22 protein-coding genes and 2 riboswitches are annotated in these 22,306 nt (G+C 68.0%); of the genes, 2 read left to right on the top strand and 20 right to left on the bottom strand.

Annotated features, from left to right (window positions below):
* Positions 1 to 7: 7 nt before the first annotated feature.
* The 5 genes from QSJ34_RS07425 to QSJ34_RS07405 all read right to left on the bottom strand — a co-directional run bounded on the left by QSJ34_RS07425 (position 8) and on the right by QSJ34_RS07405 (position 4,631).
* Positions 8 to 553 carry a hypothetical protein gene (locus tag QSJ34_RS07425; protein WP_285573294.1) on the bottom strand — a complete coding sequence of 182 codons (546 nt, stop codon included), beginning with the start codon at positions 551 to 553 and terminating at the stop codon, positions 8 to 10.
* 120 nt (positions 554 to 673) lie between these two features.
* A complete protein-coding gene (locus QSJ34_RS07420) occupies positions 674 to 1,198 on the bottom strand; it encodes a YybH family protein (protein WP_285573292.1) in 525 nt (174 codons plus the stop codon).
* Positions 1,199 to 1,229: 31 nt separating this feature from the next.
* Positions 1,230 to 1,742 carry a YybH family protein gene (locus QSJ34_RS07415; RefSeq protein ID WP_285573291.1) on the bottom strand — a complete coding sequence of 171 codons (513 nt, stop codon included), beginning with the start codon at positions 1,740 to 1,742 and terminating at the stop codon, positions 1,230 to 1,232.
* A gap of 184 nt (positions 1,743 to 1,926) precedes the next feature.
* Positions 1,927 to 3,984 (bottom strand): M13 family metallopeptidase, encoded by a 2,058-nt coding sequence (locus QSJ34_RS07410; RefSeq protein ID WP_285573289.1) that lies wholly within the window; start codon positions 3,982 to 3,984, stop codon positions 1,927 to 1,929.
* 89 nt (positions 3,985 to 4,073) lie between these two features.
* Positions 4,074 to 4,631, bottom strand: coding sequence for a hypothetical protein (locus tag QSJ34_RS07405; protein WP_285573287.1), 558 nt, complete (start codon positions 4,629 to 4,631; stop codon positions 4,074 to 4,076).
* Positions 4,632 to 4,896: 265 nt separating this feature from the next.
* Here QSJ34_RS07405 and QSJ34_RS07400 point away from each other — a divergent pair, with 265 nt between their 5' ends.
* Positions 4,897 to 5,127: a hypothetical protein gene (locus tag QSJ34_RS07400; protein WP_285573284.1), complete on the top strand. Its 231-nt coding sequence runs from the start codon at positions 4,897 to 4,899 to the stop codon at positions 5,125 to 5,127.
* Between the two features lie 75 nt (positions 5,128 to 5,202).
* Complete coding sequence (locus QSJ34_RS07395; protein ID WP_285573282.1) at positions 5,203 to 5,886, top strand: zinc ribbon domain-containing protein; 684 nt, start codon at positions 5,203 to 5,205, stop codon at positions 5,884 to 5,886.
* A gap of 6 nt (positions 5,887 to 5,892) precedes the next feature.
* Here QSJ34_RS07395 and QSJ34_RS07390 read toward each other — a convergent pair whose 3' ends face one another.
* The 15 genes from QSJ34_RS07390 to cobA form a co-directional block, all read right to left on the bottom strand.
* Positions 5,893 to 6,657, bottom strand: coding sequence for an SDR family NAD(P)-dependent oxidoreductase (locus QSJ34_RS07390; RefSeq protein WP_285573280.1), 765 nt, complete (start codon positions 6,655 to 6,657; stop codon positions 5,893 to 5,895).
* Complete coding sequence (locus QSJ34_RS07385; protein WP_285573278.1) at positions 6,654 to 8,006, bottom strand: aspartate kinase; 1,353 nt, start codon at positions 8,004 to 8,006, stop codon at positions 6,654 to 6,656. Before QSJ34_RS07385 ends, QSJ34_RS07390 begins: the two co-directional genes overlap by 4 nt.
* Positions 8,003 to 8,938, bottom strand: a complete 936-nt coding sequence (gene metA / locus QSJ34_RS07380) for a homoserine O-acetyltransferase MetA (protein WP_285573275.1) — start codon at positions 8,936 to 8,938, stop codon at positions 8,003 to 8,005. The genes QSJ34_RS07385 and metA overlap by 4 nt, the downstream gene beginning before the upstream one ends.
* Positions 8,939 to 8,942: 4 nt before the next feature.
* Entirely contained in the window at positions 8,943 to 10,262 is a 1,320-nt protein-coding gene (locus QSJ34_RS07375; protein WP_285573273.1) for an O-acetylhomoserine aminocarboxypropyltransferase/cysteine synthase family protein, read from the bottom strand.
* Positions 10,263 to 10,382: 120 nt separating this feature from the next.
* Positions 10,383 to 10,491, bottom strand: a riboswitch (SAM riboswitch).
* A 98-nt stretch (positions 10,492 to 10,589) separates the two neighbouring features.
* A complete protein-coding gene (locus QSJ34_RS07370) occupies positions 10,590 to 11,681 on the bottom strand; it encodes a sulfate/molybdate ABC transporter ATP-binding protein (RefSeq protein WP_285573271.1) in 1,092 nt (363 codons plus the stop codon).
* Positions 11,678 to 12,535: a sulfate ABC transporter permease subunit CysW gene (gene cysW, locus QSJ34_RS07365; RefSeq protein WP_285573269.1), complete on the bottom strand. Its 858-nt coding sequence runs from the start codon at positions 12,533 to 12,535 to the stop codon at positions 11,678 to 11,680. The genes QSJ34_RS07370 and cysW overlap by 4 nt, the downstream gene beginning before the upstream one ends.
* Entirely contained in the window at positions 12,528 to 13,352 is an 825-nt protein-coding gene (gene cysT / locus QSJ34_RS07360; protein WP_285573268.1) for a sulfate ABC transporter permease subunit CysT, read from the bottom strand. The genes cysW and cysT overlap by 8 nt, the downstream gene beginning before the upstream one ends.
* A gap of 8 nt (positions 13,353 to 13,360) precedes the next feature.
* On the bottom strand, positions 13,361 to 14,383 hold the full coding sequence (locus tag QSJ34_RS07355) for a sulfate ABC transporter substrate-binding protein (protein ID WP_285573266.1): 1,023 nt from the start codon (positions 14,381 to 14,383) through the stop codon (positions 13,361 to 13,363).
* Between the two features lie 13 nt (positions 14,384 to 14,396).
* Entirely contained in the window at positions 14,397 to 15,701 is a 1,305-nt protein-coding gene (locus QSJ34_RS07350) for a porin (protein WP_285573263.1), read from the bottom strand.
* Positions 15,702 to 15,803: 102 nt separating this feature from the next.
* The gene (locus QSJ34_RS07345; protein WP_285573262.1) at positions 15,804 to 17,087 is read right to left on the bottom strand and encodes a sulfate adenylyltransferase subunit 1; all 1,284 of its coding nucleotides are present in this window, start codon (positions 17,085 to 17,087) and stop codon (positions 15,804 to 15,806) included.
* A complete protein-coding gene (gene cysD / locus QSJ34_RS07340; RefSeq protein ID WP_285573260.1) occupies positions 17,087 to 18,010 on the bottom strand; it encodes a sulfate adenylyltransferase subunit CysD in 924 nt (307 codons plus the stop codon). Before cysD ends, QSJ34_RS07345 begins: the two co-directional genes overlap by 1 nt.
* Positions 18,007 to 18,741: a phosphoadenylyl-sulfate reductase gene (locus QSJ34_RS07335; protein WP_285573259.1), complete on the bottom strand. Its 735-nt coding sequence runs from the start codon at positions 18,739 to 18,741 to the stop codon at positions 18,007 to 18,009. The genes cysD and QSJ34_RS07335 overlap by 4 nt, the downstream gene beginning before the upstream one ends.
* Complete coding sequence (locus tag QSJ34_RS07330) at positions 18,738 to 20,414, bottom strand: NADPH-dependent assimilatory sulfite reductase hemoprotein subunit (RefSeq protein ID WP_285573255.1); 1,677 nt, start codon at positions 20,412 to 20,414, stop codon at positions 18,738 to 18,740. Before QSJ34_RS07330 ends, QSJ34_RS07335 begins: the two co-directional genes overlap by 4 nt.
* A complete protein-coding gene (locus QSJ34_RS07325; protein WP_285573252.1) occupies positions 20,411 to 21,007 on the bottom strand; it encodes a precorrin-2 dehydrogenase/sirohydrochlorin ferrochelatase family protein in 597 nt (198 codons plus the stop codon). Before QSJ34_RS07325 ends, QSJ34_RS07330 begins: the two co-directional genes overlap by 4 nt.
* Positions 20,928 to 21,797, bottom strand: coding sequence for a uroporphyrinogen-III C-methyltransferase (gene cobA, locus QSJ34_RS07320; RefSeq protein ID WP_285573251.1), 870 nt, complete (start codon positions 21,795 to 21,797; stop codon positions 20,928 to 20,930). Before cobA ends, QSJ34_RS07325 begins: the two co-directional genes overlap by 80 nt.
* 221 nt (positions 21,798 to 22,018) lie before the next feature.
* Positions 22,019 to 22,123: riboswitch (SAM riboswitch) on the bottom strand.
* Between the last annotated feature and the right edge of the window lie 183 nt (positions 22,124 to 22,306).

The raw sequence follows: 22,306 nt of genomic DNA, 5'->3' as shown, positions 1-22,306 counted from the left end.
TCCTCAGCTACCTCGGCAGGCTGCGGTTGGGCGGCAGCCGGTTGAACCGCAGGTGCACCGAGCGCACCTTGGCGAGCTCCAGCGTGTGGGGCTGGGCCGGGTCGGCAAGCATCAGGTGGGCGAGATCCAGGTCGCCGTGCCGGGGCGGCGGAGCCTGCAGGGCCAGGGTGAGCCGCCGCTTCATGCGGTCGAGGTTCGAGAGGAAGGCCTGTTCCTTCGGAAGCTCCGGCAGGGGGCGATCCCACACTTCGACGGTGGCTTCACCGGGCCCTTTCCGGGCCGGAAGCTTCAGCGGGGGCCGCGTCTTCAAGGACAGCTCCTGCCAGCCCCGGGGGCTCAGTCGGAAGCCCGGATCCAGGGGCGAGCCAAGGTGGGATTCCTTCCGTAGCAGGACGGTCTGGAAGCCGTTCAGGGAGGGGCGGGGCAGGGTGCCAAGCCCCAATTTTCCCTGCAGGGGCGCTTGGGCCCGCGGGGCCTCCTGGGCGTCGAGACCGTGATTCAGGCCGAGGCCCAGGGCGAGAAGCAGGATGAAGGGCGCGGGGCGGCTGGACATGACCCCTCCGGCCTGAGGATCAAGCGGCACCTGACGAGACCGGAGGTTCGGGCCCCGGCCTTCGCGGGGCGGCCTGATTCAAACATAGGCCTTCACCCGGTTCGCGCAGGCCTGTTCCGATTAGCGGCCCTTCTCGCTTTCCTCGACGCGAACGGGCTGGGAGGGCAGTCCGGATTCATGTCCGTAGGCGAACTTCCACTGACCATCCACCTTCCGGTACAGGTACGTGCAGCAGTAGGGATCGGAGCGGAGGAGCACGCCATCCTTCTGCATCACGTCGTTCCGGCCCTGCCAGAGGTACAGCGCCGCGTCCGGGGCCAGCACCAGCACCCGCTCCTTCTGGGTGATCATCTTCTGGCCCGAGAGGTTGGCGAACAGCTCCTTGGCCGTGGCGAGCACCTCTTCGAATCCATACGAGGTGCCATCGGGCATGACGAAGCTGAACTCCGGGCTCTTGTGGGAGAGGGTCCGCATGGCCTGGATATCCAGGCGCTCCACGGCCGCGAGGAGCGGTTTGACGGCCTGCAGGACTTCGGCGCGGATCTGGGCCTGCTGGGCTTCCGAGAGGGTTTCCTGCGGTTGGGCCGGGGCGGCGAGGGCCACCGCCAGGAGGCCGGCTTGGGCGAGGGTTCGAAGGATCTTCATGGGAGCTCCTTTCGAAAGAGGTGTTCGGCCTTCAGGGCACCTTCGGGGAGGTGGGATGGGATTCGTGCTGGTAGACGATCTTCCATTCCCCGGCCACCCGCTTGATCAGCAGGCTCATGGCGCAGGCTTCCATCTGGAGCGGAGGCTCAAGCCTCAGGGTGCCCCGCCAGGCGCCCTGGAAGGACCAGAGCACCGTCTCCGCGTCCAGCACCGCGAGCATCTCCTTGCGGGGCGTGATCGTGCAGGGTGCCGCGCCTTCGTAGCTGTCGTGAAGGCGCTTCTGGAACGCTTCGAAATCCATCAGCCGGCCTTCCGAATCCGCGTACATCAGCGGGAATTCCGGAAGGGCCGCGTAGTAGGCGAGGACCGCCCGGGCGTCGGCGCGTTCCTGGGCCTGGATCCAGGCCAGCACGACCTGGGCGACTTCCTTGTGGAGGGTCGATTTCTGGAACTCCGTCAGGGGCGGGGGTGCCGGAGCCCGGTCCTGGGCCGGAAGTGCGGGGCCGGAGGCAAGGACGAGGGGAAGGAGCATGCGCAGGGTCATGGAGGCTCCTGCTGGATTCAGCTGACCTGGCCGATGGCCGCAGGCGCCGGGCAAGGCCGCATTGATGAAATGTAGGGTCTGGTAAAAACACTGCAAGATCGGGAATCGAGAAGCGGCCCCGGACCGGTGAAAGCACCGGGCCGGAGCCGCTTATGTCTAGAGATTTGGGACTAGGTGTCCGGGCCTACCAGACCTTCACGCGGTCCGCGGGCGCCAGGTACAGCTTCTGGCCGGGCTTCACCGAGAAGGCGGCGTACCAGGCGTCGAGGTTGCGCACGGTGGAGGGGCGGAATTCGGCGGGCGCGTGGCCGTCGGTGAGGATGCGCTGGCGGAGCTGGGGTTCGCGGGTCTTCTGGCGCCAACTCTGGCCGAAGCTGATGAAGAACTGCTGATCGCCCGTGAAGCCCGCGACCATCGGCGCCGGCTTGCCGCCCAGGGAGATGCGGTAGGCATCGTAGGCGGCAGCGAGGCCGGCCACATCGGCGATGTTCTCGCCCAGGGTCTGGCGGCCGTTGATGTGCAGGCCCGGGAAGGGCTCGTAGGCGTCGAACTGCTTCACGAGCTGGTCGGCCGAGGCCTGGAAGTGCTTCAGGTCCTCGGGCGTCCACCAGTTGTTCAGCTTGCCGGTGGCGTCGAAGAGGGAGCCCGAATCGTCGAAGCTGTGGCTGATCTCGTGGCCGATGACGGCGCCGATGGAGCCGTAGTCCATGACCATGGGACGCTTCGGATCGAAGTAGGGGGGCTGCAGGATGGCCGCCGGGAAGTTGAGGGCGTTCATGACGGGCAGGTTTACGGCGTTGACGGTCTGGGGCGTCATCACCCATTCCGTGCGGTCGATGGGCTGGCCTAGCTTCTTCACGTTGCGCAGGTACTCGAAGCGGTCGGCGCGCTCGGCGTTGCCGTAGGCATCACCCGCCACCACGCTCAGGCCGCTGTAGTCCCGCCAGCGGTCGGGGTAGCCCACGCCGACCTTGAGGGTGGCCAGCTTGGCCAGGGCCTTCTCCTTGGTTGCGGGGGACATCCAATCCAGGTGTTCGATGCGCTTCCGGAAAGCGGCCAGGAGGTTGGCCACCATCTTCTGGGCGCGGGCCTTTTCCGAAGGGGAGAAATACTTGGCGACGTAGGCCTTGCCCACCACCTCGCCGAGGGCCTGGTTGGTGAAGGCCACGGCGGTCTTCCAGCGCTCGCGGGGCTGGGAGGTGCCGCTCAGCACCTTGCCGTAGAAGGCGAAGGACTGGTCCCCCACGGCCTTGGGCAGCACGCGGGCCCGGCGCTGGATGGCGTGGAAGACGAGGTAATCCTTCCAGGTGGCGAGGGGCACCTCGGCGGTGAGGGCCGAGAGGCCCGTGAAGGCCGCGGGCTGCCAGACGACGAAGGTCTGGGGCTGCTTGAGCTCGGCGGCGGTGAAGAAGGTCTCCCAGTCGAGGCCCGGGGCCTTCGTGGCGAACTCAGCGCGGCTCCAGTGGTTGTTGCCCTTCAGCACGTCGCCTGATTCCTCGCGGCCGGCGTGGACCTTGGCCATGCGGGTCTCCAGGTCCATCACGGCTACGGCGCGCTTTTCGGAGTCATCCAGGCCCGCCAGCTTGAGCATGGCCGCCAAGTGGGCCTGGTAGGCCGTGCGGATGCGGGCCATGCCCTCGGAGGGATCCAGGTAGTAGCTGCGCTCGGGCAGGCCCAGGCCGCCCTGCAGGAGGAAGGGCGCATAGCGGGTGGGCTCGTCCAGATCCTGGGCCACCCAGAGACCGAAGATGTTGGCGGTGTAATAGTTGGTGGCGTTCAGCACATCCACGTCGGCCTGCAGCGTGGTGCCGAGGTAGCGGGCCAGGTCCTTGCGGTCCTGGATGGCCCCGATGGCCTTGAGGGCGGGTTGGAGGGGGCCCATGCCCTTGGCCTCGATGGCCTTCTCATCCATGAAACTGGTGAAGTAGTCACCGATCTTGCGCAGGTCCGAACCCGCGGGGGCCTTCGAAGCGGCGGCGGCCCGGATCAGCTCCGCCGTGCGCTTGTCCGTGAGGTCCATCACCATGTTTCCGGCGCCGAAACCGCCCAGGTCGGCGGGGATCTCGGTGTGCTTCACCCAGGTCCCGTTGGTGTAGCCGAAGAAGTCGTCGCCGGGCGCCACGGTCCGGTCCATGCCCGCCAGATCGAGGCCGCGGACCTGGGGGGCCCCCTGTTTGGGCGTGGCTGCCACCAGCGCGGGAAGGGTCAGACACAGGGCCAGGGGGGTCAGGTGGGGGCGCATGGATGAACCTCGGAAACCTCCAGGGTGGAGCAGAACCTGCCCTGCCGGGAAGGAGGAACCGGGCCTAAATCACAAGTGCCTGGGAAGGATCAGAGCCTCAGTGCCGTCTCCGCGGCCACGGCATCCCGCTCCTTCAGGTGGTCGAAGAGGATCAGGTACCAGCCGAAGGCCGCCAGCAGGGCATGGCGCCGCCGCGCGAAGGAACCCAGGTTCAGATCCACGTCGCACTCCTCGAGTCCGGGCGCGGTGTTGAGATCCTTGCCGGGGTGGGCGTGCAGGCGGACCAGGGGCGTGCCTCCGGGATCCATGAAGGTGCCGCCGGTTTCCGAGCCATGGTTCCAGGTCCAATCGAAGACCGCGCCGTCCTCGAACTGGAGCTTGCCGTGCCGCAGGGCGTGGGGGTGGAAGGTGGCCAGGTTCGTCTTCTCCCCTTCGGCCCGCAGGGTTACGACCGGAGCCAGGACGCCGAGGTGCTTGAGGGTCCAGCTGCCTTCGGAGGTGCGGACCTTGGCCAGGATGCCGGTCTCCTCCAGGAAGGTGAGGGTGGCGTAGGCCCCGGCGTTTCCGAGCAGCTCGAAGTCCGGGGGGGTGGAGGTGCTTCTCCGCCACACCAGGTTGGGGGTTGGGATTTCGTTGAGGGATTTCATGGCAGTCCCCTGTTCTCGCGGGGATGCATCCGCGCTGGCCCAAAGGTACGTCCGCACCCGGCCCCGCGTCAGGGTTGAAGGGTCGTAAAATTCATATTCATGTCGAGTCTCTACCGGCATTGATGCGTGGACTCATCGTCATGGCATCGGGTTTCAACGCCCCGGTGGGGATGGGCTCCGAACCCCGGTGTCTCCCCGGGGCGGCCGGGTCCAGGTGGCGCGGCAGGTGGGGATGCCTATCTTTTAAATCCACGGGAGAAGGCAGATGAACTGCGAGACAAAGGGTGAACGGCGCCAGGCCACCGAGCCGAGGGAAGCCGAAACCCGAGGGGCCCTCTGGTCCCTTCCGGGCGGCCAGCGTCTGCCCAACATGCTGGAGGCGACCCCGCTGGTGGTGGGAGATCCCTCCCATCCGGCCCGGCTCAGGCCATCGGATCTGGAGGATCCCCAGGGCTTCCATTCGCGCCTGACGGCGTGGCTGCTGCGCCAGAGCTGAGCGGACGCCGGGCCGTGGCCAAGGATGGCAGAAGGGCCCTGCCGTGATACACATGGGACCTCCCCCGAGGTTCCCATGCGCTCCCTCCTGCTCGTCGCAACCCTGCTGATCGGCCTGTCGCCGGTCCTGAGCGCCCAGACCTCGGGCCCCGTCAACGTGAACGACATGGTCCTCGAGGTCATGCGCACGGATATCGGCAAGGACAAGGAGGGCATGGCCATGTGGCTGCCTCAGGAATTCTTCCTGGCGGCGGGCATGGCCCAGTCGCCGGGCCTCGATTCCGGCAGCCTCGCGAAGGACCTGGACTTCCTGCAGGACTACTCGGTCTTCATGGTGCAGGCCAAGACCAAGGGCGAGGATGGTCCCAGAAGCCTCAGCACGGCTCAGCTGCGCGCCAGCACCAGCCTGGTGGATGAGGCGGGCCGCGCGGTGAAGCCCCTGTCGGACCTGCCTCCCAAGGTCGAGAACCTGCTCAACCTCGTGCGCCAGAGCTTCGCCTCCCGGGGCAACGAGGATTTCCGGCTGCTCGTCTTCCCGGGCCGGACTGGCGCGGACAAGCGTGTCTTCGCCTCGCCCCTGCGGAAAGGGTCGCTCACGTTGAAGGTGGGCAAGGTGGATGAATTCTCGGGCATGACCATGACCTGGAAGACCCCCCTCGCCTCCTGCGTCAAGCCGAGGCCCTGCGCCAAGTGCGGGGAGACCTTCCAGGCCGCCTGGTCCTACTGCGCCTGGTGCGGCCAGGCGGGTGGAGCGAAATAAGAGGGTTCAGCCGCAGAGCACCGTCCCGCCGTTCACGTTGAGTACCTCGCCCGTGATGGCGGAGGCCCAGGGGCTGAGGAGGAAGGCCACGGGGCCGGCCAGATCCTCGGCCTCGGGAATGCGGCCCAGGGGGAAGATCGCCGCGATGCGGGCCCGCTGGGCCGGGTCGCCGCGCAGGGCCGGGGCGCTCAGATCCGTGTCCACCCAGCCCGGCGCCACGGCGTTCACGCGGATGCCCGCGGGGCCCAGTTCCGGCGCCAGGGATTTCACCAGCGAGATGACCGCGCCCTTGCTGGCGGCGTAGGCTCCATGGCCCGATTCGCCGCGCTGGCCGGCGGTGCTGGAGAGCAGCACCAGGTGGCCGCCTCCGGCCCGCTTGAGGGCGGGGATGACCTCGGCGTGCCAGCGGAAGAGGCCCGTCACGTTGGTCTCCAGGATGTCCAGCAGCACCGTTTCATCCTCGAGTTCAGCCGGCGTGGCGGCCCAGATGCCGGCATTGCCCACGAAGGCGTCCAGCCCGCCCCAGGCCGCTTCCACGGCGGCGACGGCCACCTGGGCATCCTCGCGGCGGCGCTGGTCCGCGCGGATGGCGAGGACGGTGTGCCCCGCGGCGGCCAGTTCGGACTGCAGGGCCAGGGCCTCGTCTTCGCGCTTGAGGTAGGTGAAGGCCACCTTGGCGCCGTGCCGGGCGAGCAGGCGCACGGTGGCGGCGCCGATGCCGCGGCTGCCTCCGGTGACGAGGGTGCGGAGGTTGGCGAGGTCGAGAGTCATGAGATCTCCTGTGCTTCAAGCACACAGCGGTCGTGAAGACGGGGGATGAGGTCGCCCAGGCGGGATTCGGGGACGAGGAAGGCGATCGATACCGTGCTGCTTCCCGTGAGCAGTCCGCCCACGGGCTCCTGGCCCAGGGCCGCGAGGTGGCGCAGGGCGGCCACGGGATCGGCGCGCAGGCCTTCGCCCACCAGGGCCACCACGGCCCATCCGGATTCGCAGCTGAGGCCCGAGGCGGCTCCGGACGAGGCGAGGGTGCCGAGTACTTCGGCGGCGGCGTGGGTTTCGGAGCGCACGGCCAGCAGGGTGCCCGCGGGGCTGGAGATGAGGCCAAAGCGCAGGGCCCCGGCTTCCTCGAGGCTGCGCGCCGCCTCCAGGGGCGGCTCCAGGCCCGCCGAGGCGGGGAAGCGCAGGAGGCTGATGCCCTCCTTGTAGGCGACCGACGTGACCGCGCCCGCCGTGCGAGAGGGCGGTTCGGGCAGGATCTCCGTGCGCGAGGCGCCGGGCCGCAGCGTGTTGGCCACCACCAGGCGGAAGCCCGCGCGGCCGCCGGGGGCCAGCGAATCGGCGTGCAGCACCTTGGCGCCGAAGGCGCTGAGGGCCTCGGCCTCGCCCAGGCTCATCTGGGGGATGGGTCGGGCCTCCTGTACGAGACTGGGGTCGGCGCTGAGGACGCCATCCACGTCGGTCCAGATCTGCACCTCTCCGGCCCCCAGCGCCTCGCCCAGCAGCGTTGCGCTGGTATCCGAGCCGCCACGTCCCAACGTGGTCGTGATGCCCTCGGGCGAAGAGCCCAGGAAGCCCTGGGTCACCCACAGGGCGCCGCCTTCGAGGGCCTCCCGCCAGGGCGCCGCGGCGCCGCGCAGCTCGTCGAGCAGGGGCCGCGCCTTGCCGAAGCGGGCGTCGGTCTTCATCACCTCGCGCACATCGCGGAAGGTCCCCTTGAAGCAGAGGGCCGCCAGGTTCGCCGACAGCGTCTCGCCCACGGCCAGGGCCGCGTCGCGGGCGCGGGGCGTGGCCTCGCCCAGCATGGCCATGCCCGTGAGCAGCTGATCCAGGCGCGTGAAGAGGGGCTCCCAGGCGGGCAGCACGGCTTCGGTCAGGCCCAGTTCCTGGGCCACGGCGAGGTGGCGCGCGTGGAGGGCGGCCAGCCCCGAATGAGCCTGGGGCAGGTCGCCGCGGCCCGCCGCCGAGCAGGCGTCGATGATCTGATCCGTGGTGCCCTTCAGGGCCGAGACCACGACGAGACCGCCCTTCGGCAGTTCATCGCGCACGATGCCCGCGGCGCGTCGCAGCGCTTCGGCGCTGCCCACGGAGCTGCCGCCGAATTTGAGGACCTTCAGCGTCATGGACGCCCCCCTTTCGCGGAAGGCACGTCCAGTTCGAAGGGCGCCTCCTGGTAGACGAAGTAGTTCAGCCAGTTCGAGAAGAGCAGGTTGGAATGGCCCCGCCAGCGCACCAGCGGCTCGCGGGTGGGATCGTCTTCCGGAAAGTAGTTCTTGGGCACGCCGATGGGCAGGCCCTTGCCGAGGTCCCGCGCGTACTCGCCCTGGAGCGTGCAGGGGTCGTACTCCGAATGGCCCGTGACGAAGAGCTGGCGGCGGTCCGCGGACTGGACGAGGTAGACGCCGGCCTCTTCGGATTCGGCGAGCAGCACGAGCCGGGGCTCGGCCAGGATGTCGTCGCGGCGGGTTTCCGTGTGGCGGGAATGGGGCGCGTAGAAGACATCGTCGAAGCCCTGCACGATGCGCTCGTGGCGCACGAGCAGCCGGTGGGGGAAGACGCCGAACTGCTTTTCGGGCAGCTCGTACTTGCCGATCCCGTAGTAGCGGTGCAGCGCCGCCTGCGCCCCCCAGCAGATGAAGAAGCTGGAGAAGACGTGCGTCTTCGCCCAGTCCAGCAGCTCGGCCAACTCCTCCCAGTAGTCCACCGCTTCGAAGGGCAGCGTCTCCACCGGCGCGCCGGTGACGATGAGGCCGTCGAAGGCCTGGTCGCGCACCTCGGCGAAGGAGACGTAGTGCTCCAGCAGGTGCTCGGCCGAGGTGTTCTTCGCGGTGTGCGAGGCCATGTGCAGCAGCGTGACCTCCACCTGCAGGGGCGTGTTGCCGAGCAGGCGGAGCAGCTGGGTCTCCGTGGCCACCTTGGTGGGCATCAGGTTGAGGATGGCGATGCGAAGCGGGCGGATGTCCTGCTGCAGGGCGCGGTGCTCCTCGATGAGGAACACATTCTCCGCTTCGAGGACGCCCCGGGCGGGCAAGGAATCGGGAATCTTGACGGGCATCGGATCAAGCCTTCGCGAGGGCCAGGTCCAGGTCCTCGATGAGGTCGTCGATGTTCTCGAGGCCGACGGAGAGGCGGATCAGATCCTCTGTGACGCCCGTGGTTTCGCGTTCCGCGGCGGACAACTGGGAATGGGTGGTGCTGGCGGGATGGATGATGAGGCTCTTGGCGTCGCCCACGTTGGCGAGGCGCGAGAAGAGCTGCACACCGTTGATGACGGCCTTGCCGGATTTCAGCCCGCCCTTCACGCCGAAGGTGAGGATGCCGCCGAAGCCCGCGCCCTTGCGGAAGTAGCGGCTGGCCGCGGCGTGGTTGGCGTTGCCGGCGAGGCCGGGATAGTTCACCCAGGCCACTTTGGGATGCTTCTCGAGCCACTGGGCGATGGCGAGGGCGTTCTCGCCGTGGCGCTGCAGGCGCAGGTGCAGGGTCTCGATGCCCTGGAGGATGAGGAAGGCGTTGAAGGGGCTGATGGCCGCGCCCGTATCGCGCAGGCCCTCGATGCGGGCCTTGGTGATGAAGGCCGCGGGGCCCGCGAGATCCGCCAGCACGGCGCCGTGGTAGGCGGCGAAGGGCTCGGTGAATTCGGGGAACTTGCCGTTCTTCCAGTCGAAGGTGCCGCCATCCACGATGACGCCCGCCACCGAGGTGCCGTGCCCGCCCAGGAACTTGGTGGCGCTGTGCACGACGATGTTCGCGCCGTGGGCCAGCGGATTGACCAGGTAGGGGCTGGGCAGCGTGTTGTCCACGATGAGAGGAATGCCCGCCTCCTTGGCGATGGCCGCGATCACGTCGAATTCGGGCACGTCCAGCTTGGGGTTGCCGAGGGCCTCCAGGTAGATGGCGCGGGTCTTCGGCGTGATGGCGGCGCGGAAGGCCTCGGGGTTCGTCGAATCCACGAAGGTGGTGGTGATGCCCGTGCGGGGCAGGGTGTGGTGCAGCAGGTTGTAGGTGCCGCCGTAAAGGTTGTCGCCCGCGACGACGTGGTCGCCGCCGCGCAGCAGTGTCGTCAACGTGAGCGTGATGGCCGCCTGGCCCGAGGCCACGGCCAGGCCCGCGATGCCGCCTTCGAGCTGGGCCACGCGCGTCTCCAGCACGGCCTGGGTGGGGTTCATGATGCGGGTGTAGATGTTGCCGGGGACTTCCAGGTTGAACAGCGCGGCGCCGTGCTCGGCGGAATCGAAGACGTAGCTCGTTGTCTGGTAGATGGGCACGGCCCGGCTCTTGGTGTCGCTGTCGGCGACCTGGCCGCCATGGAGGGCGATGGTCTCGAAGCTGGGGGTGCGGGTGGCGGTGCTGCTGTCGGTCGTGCTGGTGTCGGCGCTCATGGCGGCTCCTGGAAAAGGAAGTTGAGAAGGCCGAGGCCCTGTCGTCCAAGCAAGTCCAGGAAAAGCAAAAGGGGCCCGATTTCTCGGGCCCCTTCGATGGTTGCGTCAGCTCGACACAGCTCGACATCTCTCCGCGTTCGATTGCTCGATCACGGCAGGAATTGGCACCTTGCTTTCGCAGGTTGCCAAGGTTTCACAGGGCCCGTCCCTCCACCTTTCTGGATAACTCGCTATGGAACTGACAAAGATCTCGTAACAAGGAACAAGTCTCGCACATCCCCCCATCGGGTCAAGGGGCCATTCACTTGAGCGCGAGGTCGGGTGCGTTCAGATCACCCAGTCACCGTCCGCGGGCTGCCGCGGCGAGGTGTCGGGGAAGAGGTCCAGACGGCGGGGCTTCACGAAGATGCGCTGGCCCACGGCGAGGCTCAGCTGCCCGAGTTCGTCCGCGCTGAGGTGGGCCTCCAGATCGGACTGGTCGTGGGCCGCGGATAGGCGCACCCGCGCGAGGGGCCCCAGCGATTGGATGCGCGTGATGGTGGCGGGCAGGGCGCCGGGGCTGAGATCCACCGCCAGATCCAGCTCATGGGGGCGCAGGTAGCCTTCCACCCGCGCGCCCTCCTCGGGCGTCGGACCGGCCAGCGAGACCGAGGTCTCCCCCACCTGGAAGGCGCCGTCGCGGATGCGGCCGCGGAAGCGGTTCACCTGGCCGATGAACTGGTAGATGAAGGGTGTGGCGGGCTTCTCGTAGACCTCCTGGGGCGTGCCGTCCTGCTCGATGCGCCCCTGGTGCAGCACGACGATGCGGTCCGCCACTTCCATGGCCTCTTCCTGATCGTGGGTGACGAAGACGGAGGTGAGGCCCGTTTGTTCATGCAGCCGGCGCAGCCACTGGCGCAGCTCCGCGCGCACCTGGGCGTCGAGGGCGCCGAAGGGCTCGTCCAGGAGCAGCACCTCGGGCTCGATGGCGAGGGCCCGGGCGAGGGCGATGCGCTGGCGCTGGCCGCCGCTGAGCTGGTCGGGCATGCGGTGCCCGGCCCAATCCAGGTGGACCATGGCCAGCACCTTCTGCACCCGGGCCGCGATCTCGGCCTTGGAGGGCCGCTCCCGGCGCGGCCGCACGCGCAGCCCGAAGGCCACGTTCTCGAAGACGCTCAGGTGGCTGAAGAGCGCGTAGTGCTGGAACACGAAGCCGACCTTGCGCTGGGTGTGGATGGAGGGTTTCGCATCACCGTGGATGCGCACCTCGCCTGCGTCGGGCGATTCCAGGCCGGCGATGATGCGCAGCAGTGTCGTCTTGCCCGAGCCCGAGGGACCCAGCAAGGCCACGAGCTGGCCTTCGGGAATGGCGAGGGAGACGTCCTGCAGCGCGACGAAATGGTTGAAGCGTTTGGAGACGGAGTCGACGTGGATGCTCATGGGGCGGTCTCTTGATTTAAGCTCTGGTCGCGGCGGCGTTCGGCGAAGGCTTTGAGGGCGAGAGTGACGAGGGCCAGCAGACTGAGGGCCGAGGCGCAGGCGAAGGCGGCGACGAACTGGTACTCGTTGTAGAGCGCCTCGATGTGGAGGGGCAGGGTGTTGGTCTCGCCGCGGATGTGGCCCGAAACCACGCTGACGGCGCCGAACTCGCCCATGGCCCGGGCGCTGCAGAGGATCACGCCGTAGAGCAGGCCCCACTTCACCGAAGGCACGGTCACCTTCCAGAAGGTCTGCCACCCGCTGGCGCCCAGCATGCGGGCCGCTTCCTCCTGGTCGCGGCCCTTGGCGAGCATGACGGGCGTGAGTTCCCGGGCGACGAAGGGGAAGGTGACGAAGGTGGTGGCCAGCACGATGCCCGGCGTGGCGAAGATGAGGCGGATGTCGTGGTCGCCGAGCCAGGGGCCGAACCAGCCTTGGGCGCCGAAGAGCAGCACGAAGATCAGGCCCGAGATGACGGGGGACACGGCGAAGGGCAGGTCGATGAGGCTGGTGAGCAGGTGGCGTCCGCGGAAATCGAACTTGCCCAGCAGCCAGGCCGCCGTGAGGCCGAAGGTAGTGTTGAGGGCCACGGCCAGGCCCGTGGCGAAGAGCGTGAGCCGGATGGCGCGCCAGGTCTCAGCGTCCTCGAAGGCCTTGAAGTAGGCTGCCGCGCCCTGCTTGAAGGCCTCGGCGAAGACGGCGACGAGGGGCACCACGAGGAAGCAGGCCAGGTAGCCCAGCGCGAGGGCCGTGACCACCCCGCGGATGAGGGGCGATTCGCGGCGGGCCAGGGAGAGCGGGGTCTTGTCAGCCATGGGAGGCTCCCTTGCGCGGCTTGGGCTGCAGCCGGTTGATGACGAAGAGCAGCGCGAACGAGATGAACAGCAGCTCGGTCGCGATGGCGGTGGCGCCGAGGTAGTCGTACTGCTCGAGCTTGCTGATGATGAGCAGGGGCGGGATCTCGGTGTGGAAGGGCAGGTTGCCGCTGATGAAGACGACGGATCCGTACTCGCCGAGCCCCCGGGCGAAGGCGAGGGTGAAGCCCGAGAGCAGGGCTGGCACGAGGGGCGGCAGCACCACATGCCGCAGGGTCTGGAGGCGGCTGGCTCCCAGGCAGGCGGCGGCTTCCTCCTCCTGGGCGTCGAGTTCTTCGAGCACGGGCTGTACCGTGCGCACGACGAAGGGCAATCCGATGAAGGCGAGCGCCACGATCACGCCGAGCGGCGTGTAGGCCACCTTGAAGGGGAGGAACCGGCCGATCCACCCTTCGGGCATGTAGATCTTGGTGAGCGCGATGCCCGCGACGGCCGTCGGCAGGGCGAAGGGCAGGTCCACGATGGCGTCGACGACCTTCTGTCCGGGGAAGCGGTAGCGCACGAGCACCCAGGCGACGAGCACGCCGAAGACCAGGTTCAGAATGGCCCCGGCGAGGCTGGCCAAGAGGCTCAGTCGCAGCGAGGCCACCACGCGGGGATCGGACACGGCTTGCCAGTACTGGGTCCAGGTGGCGCCGCCGGCCTTCAGCACCAGCGCCGAAAGCGGCAGCAGCACGATGACACTGAGGTAGGTCAGGGTGAGCCCCAGGCTGAGGCCGAAGCCCGGGAGGGAGCGCCCGGAGGCGGTGTGGGCCATGGGTGCTCCTAGCGAAGGGCGGAGATCTGGTCGAAGAGGCCCCCGTCTTTGAAGTGGGTCTCGTGGGCTCGCTTCCAGCCACCGAAGGCTTCATCAACCGTGAACAGTCGAAGCTGGGGGAAAGGGTGTACGGCTACCGCGGCGAGCCGCGGCCGGAAATGATGTTTGGCTGCCAGCCTCTGGCCCGCTTCTGTGTAGAGGAAGTCCAGGTAAGCCTTGGCCACCTCGGTGGTGCCGTGGCGCTGCGCCACCTTGTCCACGACGGCCACGGGGGGCTCCGCGAGGATGCTGGTGGTGGGCACCACCAGTTCGAAGCGGTCCGGTGCCTCGCCGTTGAGCGCCAGCAGGGCTTCGTTCTCCCAGGTCACGAGCACGTCGCCGAGACCCCGCTCGATGAAGGTGGTCGTGCTGGCGCGCGCGCCGGAATCCAGCACCGCCACGTTCTTGTAGAGAGCGGCAACGTAGGCGCGGGCGCTCGCCTCGCTGCCTCCGGGCTGGAGGAGGGCCTGACCGTAGGCGGCCAGGTAATTCCAGCGTGCGCCCCCACTGGTCTTGGGATTGGGCTGGATGACGGCCACGCCGGGGCGGATGAGATCCGCCCAGTCGCGGATGCCCTTGGGGTTTCCCTTGCGCACGAGGAAGACGATGGTGGACGTGTAGGGTGTGCTGCGATGAGGCAGGCGGGATTGCCAGTCCTCGGGGAGCAGGTGCCCTTTTTGGGCCAGGGCATCGATGTCGTACGCCAGGCCCAGGGTCACGACATCCGCCTGCAGCCCATCCAGCACGGCGCGGGCCTGTTTGCCGCTGCCGCCGTGGGATTGGCGAATGTTGAGCTCCTGTCCCGTGCGCGTCTTCCAAGCCTGGGCGAAGGCAGTGTTCACATCCTGGTAGAGCTCCCGAGTGGGGTCGTAGGACACGTTGAGGAGACGGAGCGTCTGGAGTTCGGCGGGGCCCTGGACGGCGCGGAGTCCTGCCCAGCCGAGGAGGGTTAGGCCGGCGAGAGAGAGGGTGATCAGGAGGCTACGTGTCATGGCTTATCGACCCTCAATAGGTGGCCTGCAGGGCGGCCAGGAGGCTGTCGTCTCCTCTGGTCCCGGCCTCGCCAGCTCCCGGAGCGAGGAAGTGGTGGCCGCGGCGGATGTGGTTCAGCTTCACGTTGGAGGCCCGGAACCAGGCCCGATTCTCAGGGCCAGTCAGGCTATAGGTGTAGCCGGTGGTGAATTCCACATACTTCGGCGTGAGATCGATGGGGGCGCCGTTGGCGAGCCTCGGAACACCAGGTGCACTTTCACGGTAGGGATCGAAGGCCGTGGTCCAAAAGGAGCCGTGGTTCGCGTTGAGCGTGTCGTAGCGCAGGGCGAGGACGTGGCGTCCGAAGGTGCGGGCCAGTGACGCGTACCAGCTGAGGAATCGCTGATCGAGGCTCTCACGCCCCGCAGCGCCCGCTTGAGCACCCACGGACGGGTAGCGGCGCCCCCAGAGGCCAGTGATGACTTCGGCATCGGCGTGCCAGGTGCGGTCATCGAAGGCCCAGAATGCGCCCGCGTTGGTGGTGCGGTCACCTTGGTGAAGGGTGGTCTGAGCAGAGGGTGCCAGAGGGCCGGGAAAGGTTTTGGCCACGAGGCAGGAGCCATCCTTTTGATCCGTGCCGCCGCTCAGCCCGTAGGCGCCGAAGGTGTGGGATCCGGCCTGGATCTGGATACGCCCGGCCCAGTCTTTCTGGGCATTCAGATCATTGGCCTTCCCTGCCGCGAGATCGTTCGTGCCGTTGAACACGCCGAGGCTGGCCTTGCCTTGGAGTCCTGGCCTGCCGAAACGCCATCCCAAGACGATGCCCCGGTCGCGCTTGTCCGCAAAGCGCCGCCCCAACTGGGAGCGCTCGGCGAAGAGGAGTTCGGCGGGAGAGGCCAGACCCTCGTAGGTCTGAAGGTTCTTGAACTGGCCTACGCGGAGATCGAAGGCGTTTGAGAAGGTGTAGGTCAGGTACACGTCCTGCAGAATGCCGGGGTTGTAGGGAGCGTTGGAATTGGAGGCGTTGACGCTGGTGGGATTGATTGCCAGGTCCAACATCGCCAGGTAGCTCAGGCCCGGAGCGCCAGGCGTCTCGCCATTGACCTGGATTTGGGCGCGCCGGATGACCAGGCTGTTTTCGATGAAATTGGATGGAAGGTCGTAGTACGTGTTGCTGTTGGTGGTCGCCAGTTTGTCGTTGCGAAGGTCACGGTGGAGGGTCTGGTCGTACCAAAGCTGCAACAGTCCGTGCACGGAGGGCGTGGCGTCCTGGGCGAAGAGGGGAGAAAGGGTGGTGAGGGCCGACCCGACCAGGGCGGCGCGGAAGAAGGTGGTCATGGGGTTCCTTGATAGGGATGTCGAAGGTGCAGGATTGGACGGACGGAGGGGGCCCTGAGGCTTCGACAGCTGGCGCGCATGTGTTCTCCTGAGTCGGTTGGGTTAGAGGGTTTCCCGCACGAAGCCCGCGGCCACCGTGGCGTGGGTGGATTCGTCCACGAGGATGAAGGCGCCCATGGCGCGGTTCTCCAGGTAGGGGTCGACGGGCAGGGGCTGCTGCAGCTTCAGGCGCAGGCGGGCGATGTCGTTCATGGCGAGACGCGTTTCCAGTTCCCGCGACAGGGAATTCAGATCCAGGCGCTGGGCCGAGCCGTCCAGCAGGGCGCGGGTCTCGCGGCTGCCGTGGCGCAGGAGGTAGCGACCGGCGGGACGGGAGGGCGCTTCGGACAGCCAGCAGAGGTCCACCTCCAGGGCGCGGGCGGAGAGAGGCGGCTGAGCGGCTTCCGCGAGGAGGTCCCCGCGGGAGATGTCGATGTCGTCCTCCAGCTCCAGGGTGACGCTCTGCCCGGCCACGGCTTCCGCCAGCTTCGCGTCGCCCAGGTGGATGGCTTTCACGCGGCTACCGCGGCCCGAGGGCAGCACGGTCAGCGCGTCGCCCACCTGCACGCGGCCCGAGGCCACGCGGCCCGCGTAGCCGCGGAAATCCTGATGGGGGCGGATGACCCACTGCACGGGAAAGCGGAAGGGCAGGGTCTGGCGCCTGTCCTCGAGCGCCGCCGTCTCCAGCAGTTCCACGAGGGTGGGGCCCTCGTACCAGGGCAGGTTGTCGCCGCGCTCCACCACCATGTCGCCCGCCAGGGCGGACAGGGGCAGGAATCGGAGGTCCGGTGCGCCGAGCTCGCGAGCGAAGCCGAGCACGTCCTCGCGGATGCGTTCGAAGATGGCTTGGTCGTAGCCCACCAGATCCATCTTGTTCACGACGACGACGAGGTGGCGGATGCCGACCAGGTGCGCGAGGGTGAGGTGGCGTCGCGTCTGGGTGAGCACGCCCTTGCGTGCGTCCACGAGGATGAGCGCGAGATCGGCGGTGCTGGCGGCTGTGACCATGTTGCGGGTGTACTGCTCGTGGCCCGGCGCGTCGGCGATGATGAAGTTGCGCGTGCCCGTGCTGAAGTAGCGGTAGGCCACGTCGATGGTGATGCCCTGTTCGCGCTCGGCCTGCAGGCCGTCCGTGAGCAGGCTCAGGTCCACGTCAGCGTGCCCGCGCCTCTGGCTGGTGCGCTCGATGGCCTGAAGGGCGTCCGCGAGGATGGCCTTGCTGTCGTAGAGCAGGCGCCCGATGAGGGTGCTCTTGCCGTCGTCCACGCTGCCGCAGGTGAGGAAACGGAGGACGCCGAGATCAACGTGGGTGTTCGTCCGGGGGTCGATGAGCGTGGGGGTGGCCATCAGAAGTAGCCCTCCTTCTTGCGCTGTTCCATGGAGGCTTCGCTGGTCTGGTCGTCCAGGCGGGTGGCGCCCCGTTCGGTGAGTTCGGTGGTGGCGGTTTCGAGCAGGATCTCGTCGACGCTGCGCGCAGTGCTGCGCACGGGGGCCGTGCAGGTGATGTCGCCCACCGTGCGGAAGCGCACGGAGAGGCGCTGCACGTCGTCGCCGGCCTTTGCGGGCGTGAGGGGCGTGACGGGCACGAGGGCGCCGTCACGCCGCACCACGACCTCGCGTTCGTGGGCGAAGTAGATGCTCGGCAGCTCCAGGCCCTCGCGGGCGATGTACTGCCACACGTCCAGCTCCGTCCAGTTGGAGATGGGGAAGGCGCGGATGTTCTCGCCGGGATCGATGCGGGCGTTGTAGAGGTCCCACAGCTCGGGACGCTGGTTCTTGGGATCCCACTGGCCAAAGGCATCGCGGAAGGAGAAGATGCGCTCCTTGGCGCGGGCCTTCTCCTCGTCGCGGCGGGCGCCGCCGATGCAGGCGTCAAACCCGAATTCGGCGATGGCGTCCAGCAGGGTCACGCTCTGGTGGCGGTTGCGGGCCTCAAGGGGGGACTTGAGCACGATGCGACCCTGCTGGATGGAATCCTCCAGGCTGCGCACGATGAGCCGCTCGCCCAGCTCGGCGGCGCGGTGGTCGCGGAAGGCGGTGACTTCCTCGTAGTTGTGGCCCGTGTCGATGTGCATGAGCGGGAAGGGGAAGCGGCCGGGGCGGAAGGCCTTTTCCGCCAGGCGCAGCAGCACGAGGCTGTCCTTGCCGCCGCTGAAGAGCAGCACGGGGTTGGCGCACTGGCCCGCCACTTCGCGGAGGATGTGGATGGCCTCGGCCTCGAGCCAGTCGAGGTGGGTGAGGGTCTGAGTGATAGGGGCGAGGAGCGTCATCGGGTTTCCTGGGCGATCTTCACGTGGAGTCCGCATTCCTTGTGTTCGGGGGATTCCCACCACCAGCGGCCCGCGCGGATGTCCTCGCCGGGCGCGATGGCGCGGGTGCAGGGCGCGCAGCCGATGCTGGGAAAGCCCTGGTCGTGAAGCTTGTTGTAGGGCACCTGGTGCGCGCGCACGTGGGCCCAGGTCTGCTCCAGGCTCCAGTCGGCCAGTGGGTTGATCTTGAGGATGCCACCGTGGGCGTTGTCGAGTTCGAAGCGCTCCAGACCCGCGCGCGTGGCGGCCTGATCGCTGCGCAGGCCCGTAATCCAGGCGTCCGCGCCCGTCAGCGCCCGCGCGAGGGGTTCGAGCTTGCGGATGGCGCAGCAGGATTTGCGAAGCTCCAGGCTTTCGTAGAAGGCGTTGGGACCGTACCCGTTGACGAAATCCTCCACCGCTTCGTGGCGTGGGAAGTAGGTCTCCACGGGCAGGCCGTAGCGCTCCCGCAGCGCGGCGAGGGTGTCGTAGGTCTCCTGGTGCAGGCGGCCCGTGTCGAGGAAGAAGATGCGCGGCGGCTCGGGCAGCTTGGAGAGGAGGTCGAAGACCACGACATCCTCCAGGCCCAGGCTGCAGGCGAAGGTGAGACGCTCGCCGAAGGTTTCGGCGGCGTAGGTCAGCACGGCCTCGGGACTGGCGCCCTTGAACCGGGCGTTGAGCTCCATGACTTCGTAGAGGGGGAACCGGGTCATTGGATCACCTCCAGCTGCTGCTTCAGGGTGTCCAGGCCCAGACGGGCGGCGAAATCGCCGAGGCGCTCGTCGGGCTCAGAGGCGGCTTTCCAAAGACTGAAGAGCTGATCAAGGAAGGGCTCGAGGGCTTCTGTCGGAACCTTCTGAACGACTTCCTGGGCCAGTCGAGTGCCTTCCACATTGCCTCCGAGGTAGACGGCGTACTTGCCGGGGGTCTGGCCCACGAGGGCGAATTCAGCGGCGTAGGGTCGCGAGCAGCCGTTGGCGCAGCCCGCCACGCGGAAGACCGGCGCGCGGTCGGCGAGGCCGTGGGCTTCGAGCCGGGATTGGATCAGGGCGAGCAGTTCGGGCAGGACGCGCTCGGCCTCGGTGATGGCCAGGCCGCAGAGGGGCAGGGCCACGCAGGCGAGGGCGCGGTCGAAGAGGGGCGCGGGGCTGTGGATGTCGAGGCCGCGCGCCTTGAAGTAGGCATCGACCTCGGCCTTCGCCGCCTCAGGGATGCCGACGAGGATGGCGTCCTGGTCCGGCGTGAACTGCACGGCCAGCCAGTGGCGGTCGACGAGCTCGCGCAGGGCGGCTTTCAGCGGACCCGCCAGGCGGCCCGAAAGGGTGTGCAGGCCCAGGGCCCAGGTGCCATCCACGCGGGGCAGCCAGCCGAGGGTGGAGGTGGTGCGCCAGGGCGGCAGATCGCGATCGAGGAAGACGAGGCCCGCGCGCGTCTCCACCTCGGCGCGGAACCAGTCGAGGCCCCGCTGGTGGATGACGTACTTGAGGCGGGCCCGGCGCCGGTCACCGCGGTTGCCGTGGTCGCGATGAACGCCCACCACCGCGTCGGCCACCGGGAGCAGGGCTTCGGCGGGCACCCAGCCCAGCAGGTCCGCCAGGCGGGGGAAGGTGGTGGGGTCGTTGTGGGTCATGCCCATGCCGCCCCCGGCCAGGACGAAGTAGCCGTCGATGCGGCCCGCCTTCAGCGTGGCGGCGAAGGCGAGGTCGTTGGTGTAGACGTCGACGGCATTCTCGCCGGCGAGGGTGACGGAGATCTTGAACTTGCGGGGCAGGTAGGCGTCGCCGAGCAGGGGCTCCTTTTCCGTCGCCTCGTCCACCTTTTCGCCATCCAGCCAGACCTCGGCGTAGGCGTTGGAATAGGCTCGGAAGCGCTCCGAAAGCTGCCGGGCCACGTCGTCGAGCTGGGCGAGGTCCGCGCGGCCGCAGGGGTTGGGCGTCTGGGTCACGTTGCGCACCACGTCGCCGCAGGCGCCTTGGGTCGTCTGCAGCGCGGCCCGGAGGGCCTTCAGGGTGGCCTTGGCCTCGCCCTTCACGACGCCGTGCAGCTCGAGGCTCTGGCGGGTTGTGATGCGCAGGCTGCCATCGCCGAAGGTATTGGCGATGTGATCCCAGGCCAGGTACTGGGCCGCTTCGAGGCGACCGCCGGGGATGCGACCCCGGGCCATGAGCACGGGGTGCTTCGGCGTGCCTTCGGCCTTGTCGCGGTTCTTCTGCTGGTAGAGGCCGTGGAACTTCAGTAGGGTTTCGGAATCCTTGCTGAAGCCCTCCACCGGCGAATCCAGCTCTTCGGCCAGGGTTCCGCGGAGGTGGCGTGAGGCGTGTTTGAGGGCCTCTACAGGCGAATGGGCGGGCGATTGGGCGGGCGTTTCAGCTTGGGGTGTACTCATCGGGAACTCCTGGGCGTTTCGGGCTGCGGAAAATAGGTCGAGCGGAATTCGGCGAGCAGCTTCTGGAGGGCTCGGCTGCGCACCTCGAGCGGAAGGCGCTTGGCCTGGTGGCGGAGTTCCAGCAGGGCGTCGAGGTCGGGATCCGCCTCGGGGATCAGGTCCTCGAGGGCCAGGCGCAGCGCGCGCGATAGCCCGGCGAAGGCACCTTCGGTGGAGATGGCCAGGGTGAAGGGGCCGCGGCGCAGGGTGCTGGCGAAGAGGGCGTCGCAGGAAGCGGGATCGTCCACCGCGTTGATCCAGATGCCGCGTGAGCGGGCCTGGGCGGCGACGTGGGCGTTGGCCTCGGGATCGTTGGTGGCGGACACCACCAGGTGGATCCCGTTCAGGTCTCCGGGTTCGAAGGGCCGCTCGAGGAGCTGCACCCCGTGGCTTTCGGCCTCCTGACGGAAGGCCTCGGAGAATCGGATGGCCACGGCGCGGAGGGTGGCGCCGGTCGGGATCAGCGGCCGGAGCTTAGCCTGCGCGACGCTTCCGCCCCCCACCAGCAGCACCTGCTTCGCGTTCAGATCGAGGAAGAGCGGCAGGAGTGTCATGGGCCTGGGTGAAGGAGGATTCCGGTTGGAGGGAGGGGACGCGGTGCCGGATGGCGGCGCCCAGGTAGACGAGGCCAGGGCCTTCGGTGCGGGAGACGACGTGGCCTTCGGCGGCGAGGCGCAGGGTGGAGATGGTGGTGGCTTGTCCCTCACAGAAGGCGCGCTCCACCAGCGCCACGGGCAGGTCCGGGTCGGCCCCGTGGTCCAGCAGGCGCCGGGCCACGGCCTGCAGCGAGCGCGTGCCCATGAAGATGGCCAGGGTGGCTTCGGTGCGGGCCAGCTCGAACCAGTTGGTGTTGGATGCCAGCAGGTGGTGGCCTTCGAGGATGCGTACCTCGCGCGACACGCCGCGGTGGGTGATGGGGATGCCCGAGGCCGCGGCCGCGCCCTGCAGGGCGCTGACGCCGGGGATCACCTCGAAGGGAATGCCGGCCTCGGCGAGGACCTTGGCTTCTTCGCCGCCCCGCCCGAAGACGAAGGGATCGCCGCCCTTGAGGCGCACGACGCGATGCCCCGCGCGGGCATGTTCGAGCAGCAGCTCGTGGATGCGTTCCTGCGTGATGCCGAAGCCCCCGCAGCGCTTGCCCGCGGGAAGGGCCAGGGCCTGTTCGGGAAAGAGCTTCGCGAATCCGGGTTCGAGCAGGGCGTCGTAGAGGATGACGTCGGCTTGTTCCAGAGCCCGCAGGCCGCGGAGGGTGAGCAGGTCCGGCGAGCCGGGACCCGCACCGACGAGGCTGACGAAGCCGCGCCGGGGGCCGGATCCAGAGGGGGGTTCAGCGTTGCGGGGCACGGGATCTCCTGTCGAGCGGGGCGTCCGGGGCGTGGAGGAACCTGCGGTTCCGTCGACAGGAGGGGGCCTTGGGCGAATGGTGGAGATGGGTGGGCTGCATGGGCTGGGTCATGTCGTCTCCTGGTGGATGGTCGGGGGACTGGGACCTTGCCGTTCCGCGCGTCAAAAAGAGAGGGACCCGATGTGATCGGGCCCCGTGTGCGTCTGTTGGTTCGAACCGCCCGGCATCTATCCGACAGCCCACGCCGTCGGCAGGAATTGGCACCTTGCTTTCGCAGGTTGCCAAGGTTTCACAGGGCCCGTCCCTCCACCTTTCTGGATATCGCGCTATGGAACTGACAAGGATTCGAGTGTGCGGACCCCGTGAGGTCAGATGAAAAAGATAATCAAACAAGAAATCTTTTTCAAGCCATATTTTTCAATCAAAAATTAAAAATAAAACATAATACAAAACTAAATAAGTTTTATTTTGTTTGAACCCTTCAACGCCTTTCTCGTCGAGGGGTGCC

The sequence above is a fragment of the Geothrix limicola genome (genome assembly GCF_030268085.1).
Lineage (GTDB): Bacteria > Acidobacteriota > Holophagae > Holophagales > Holophagaceae > Geothrix > Geothrix limicola.
The sequence above is the reverse complement of the archived record's forward strand: the minus strand, read 5'-3'. Positions and strand labels throughout refer to the sequence as shown.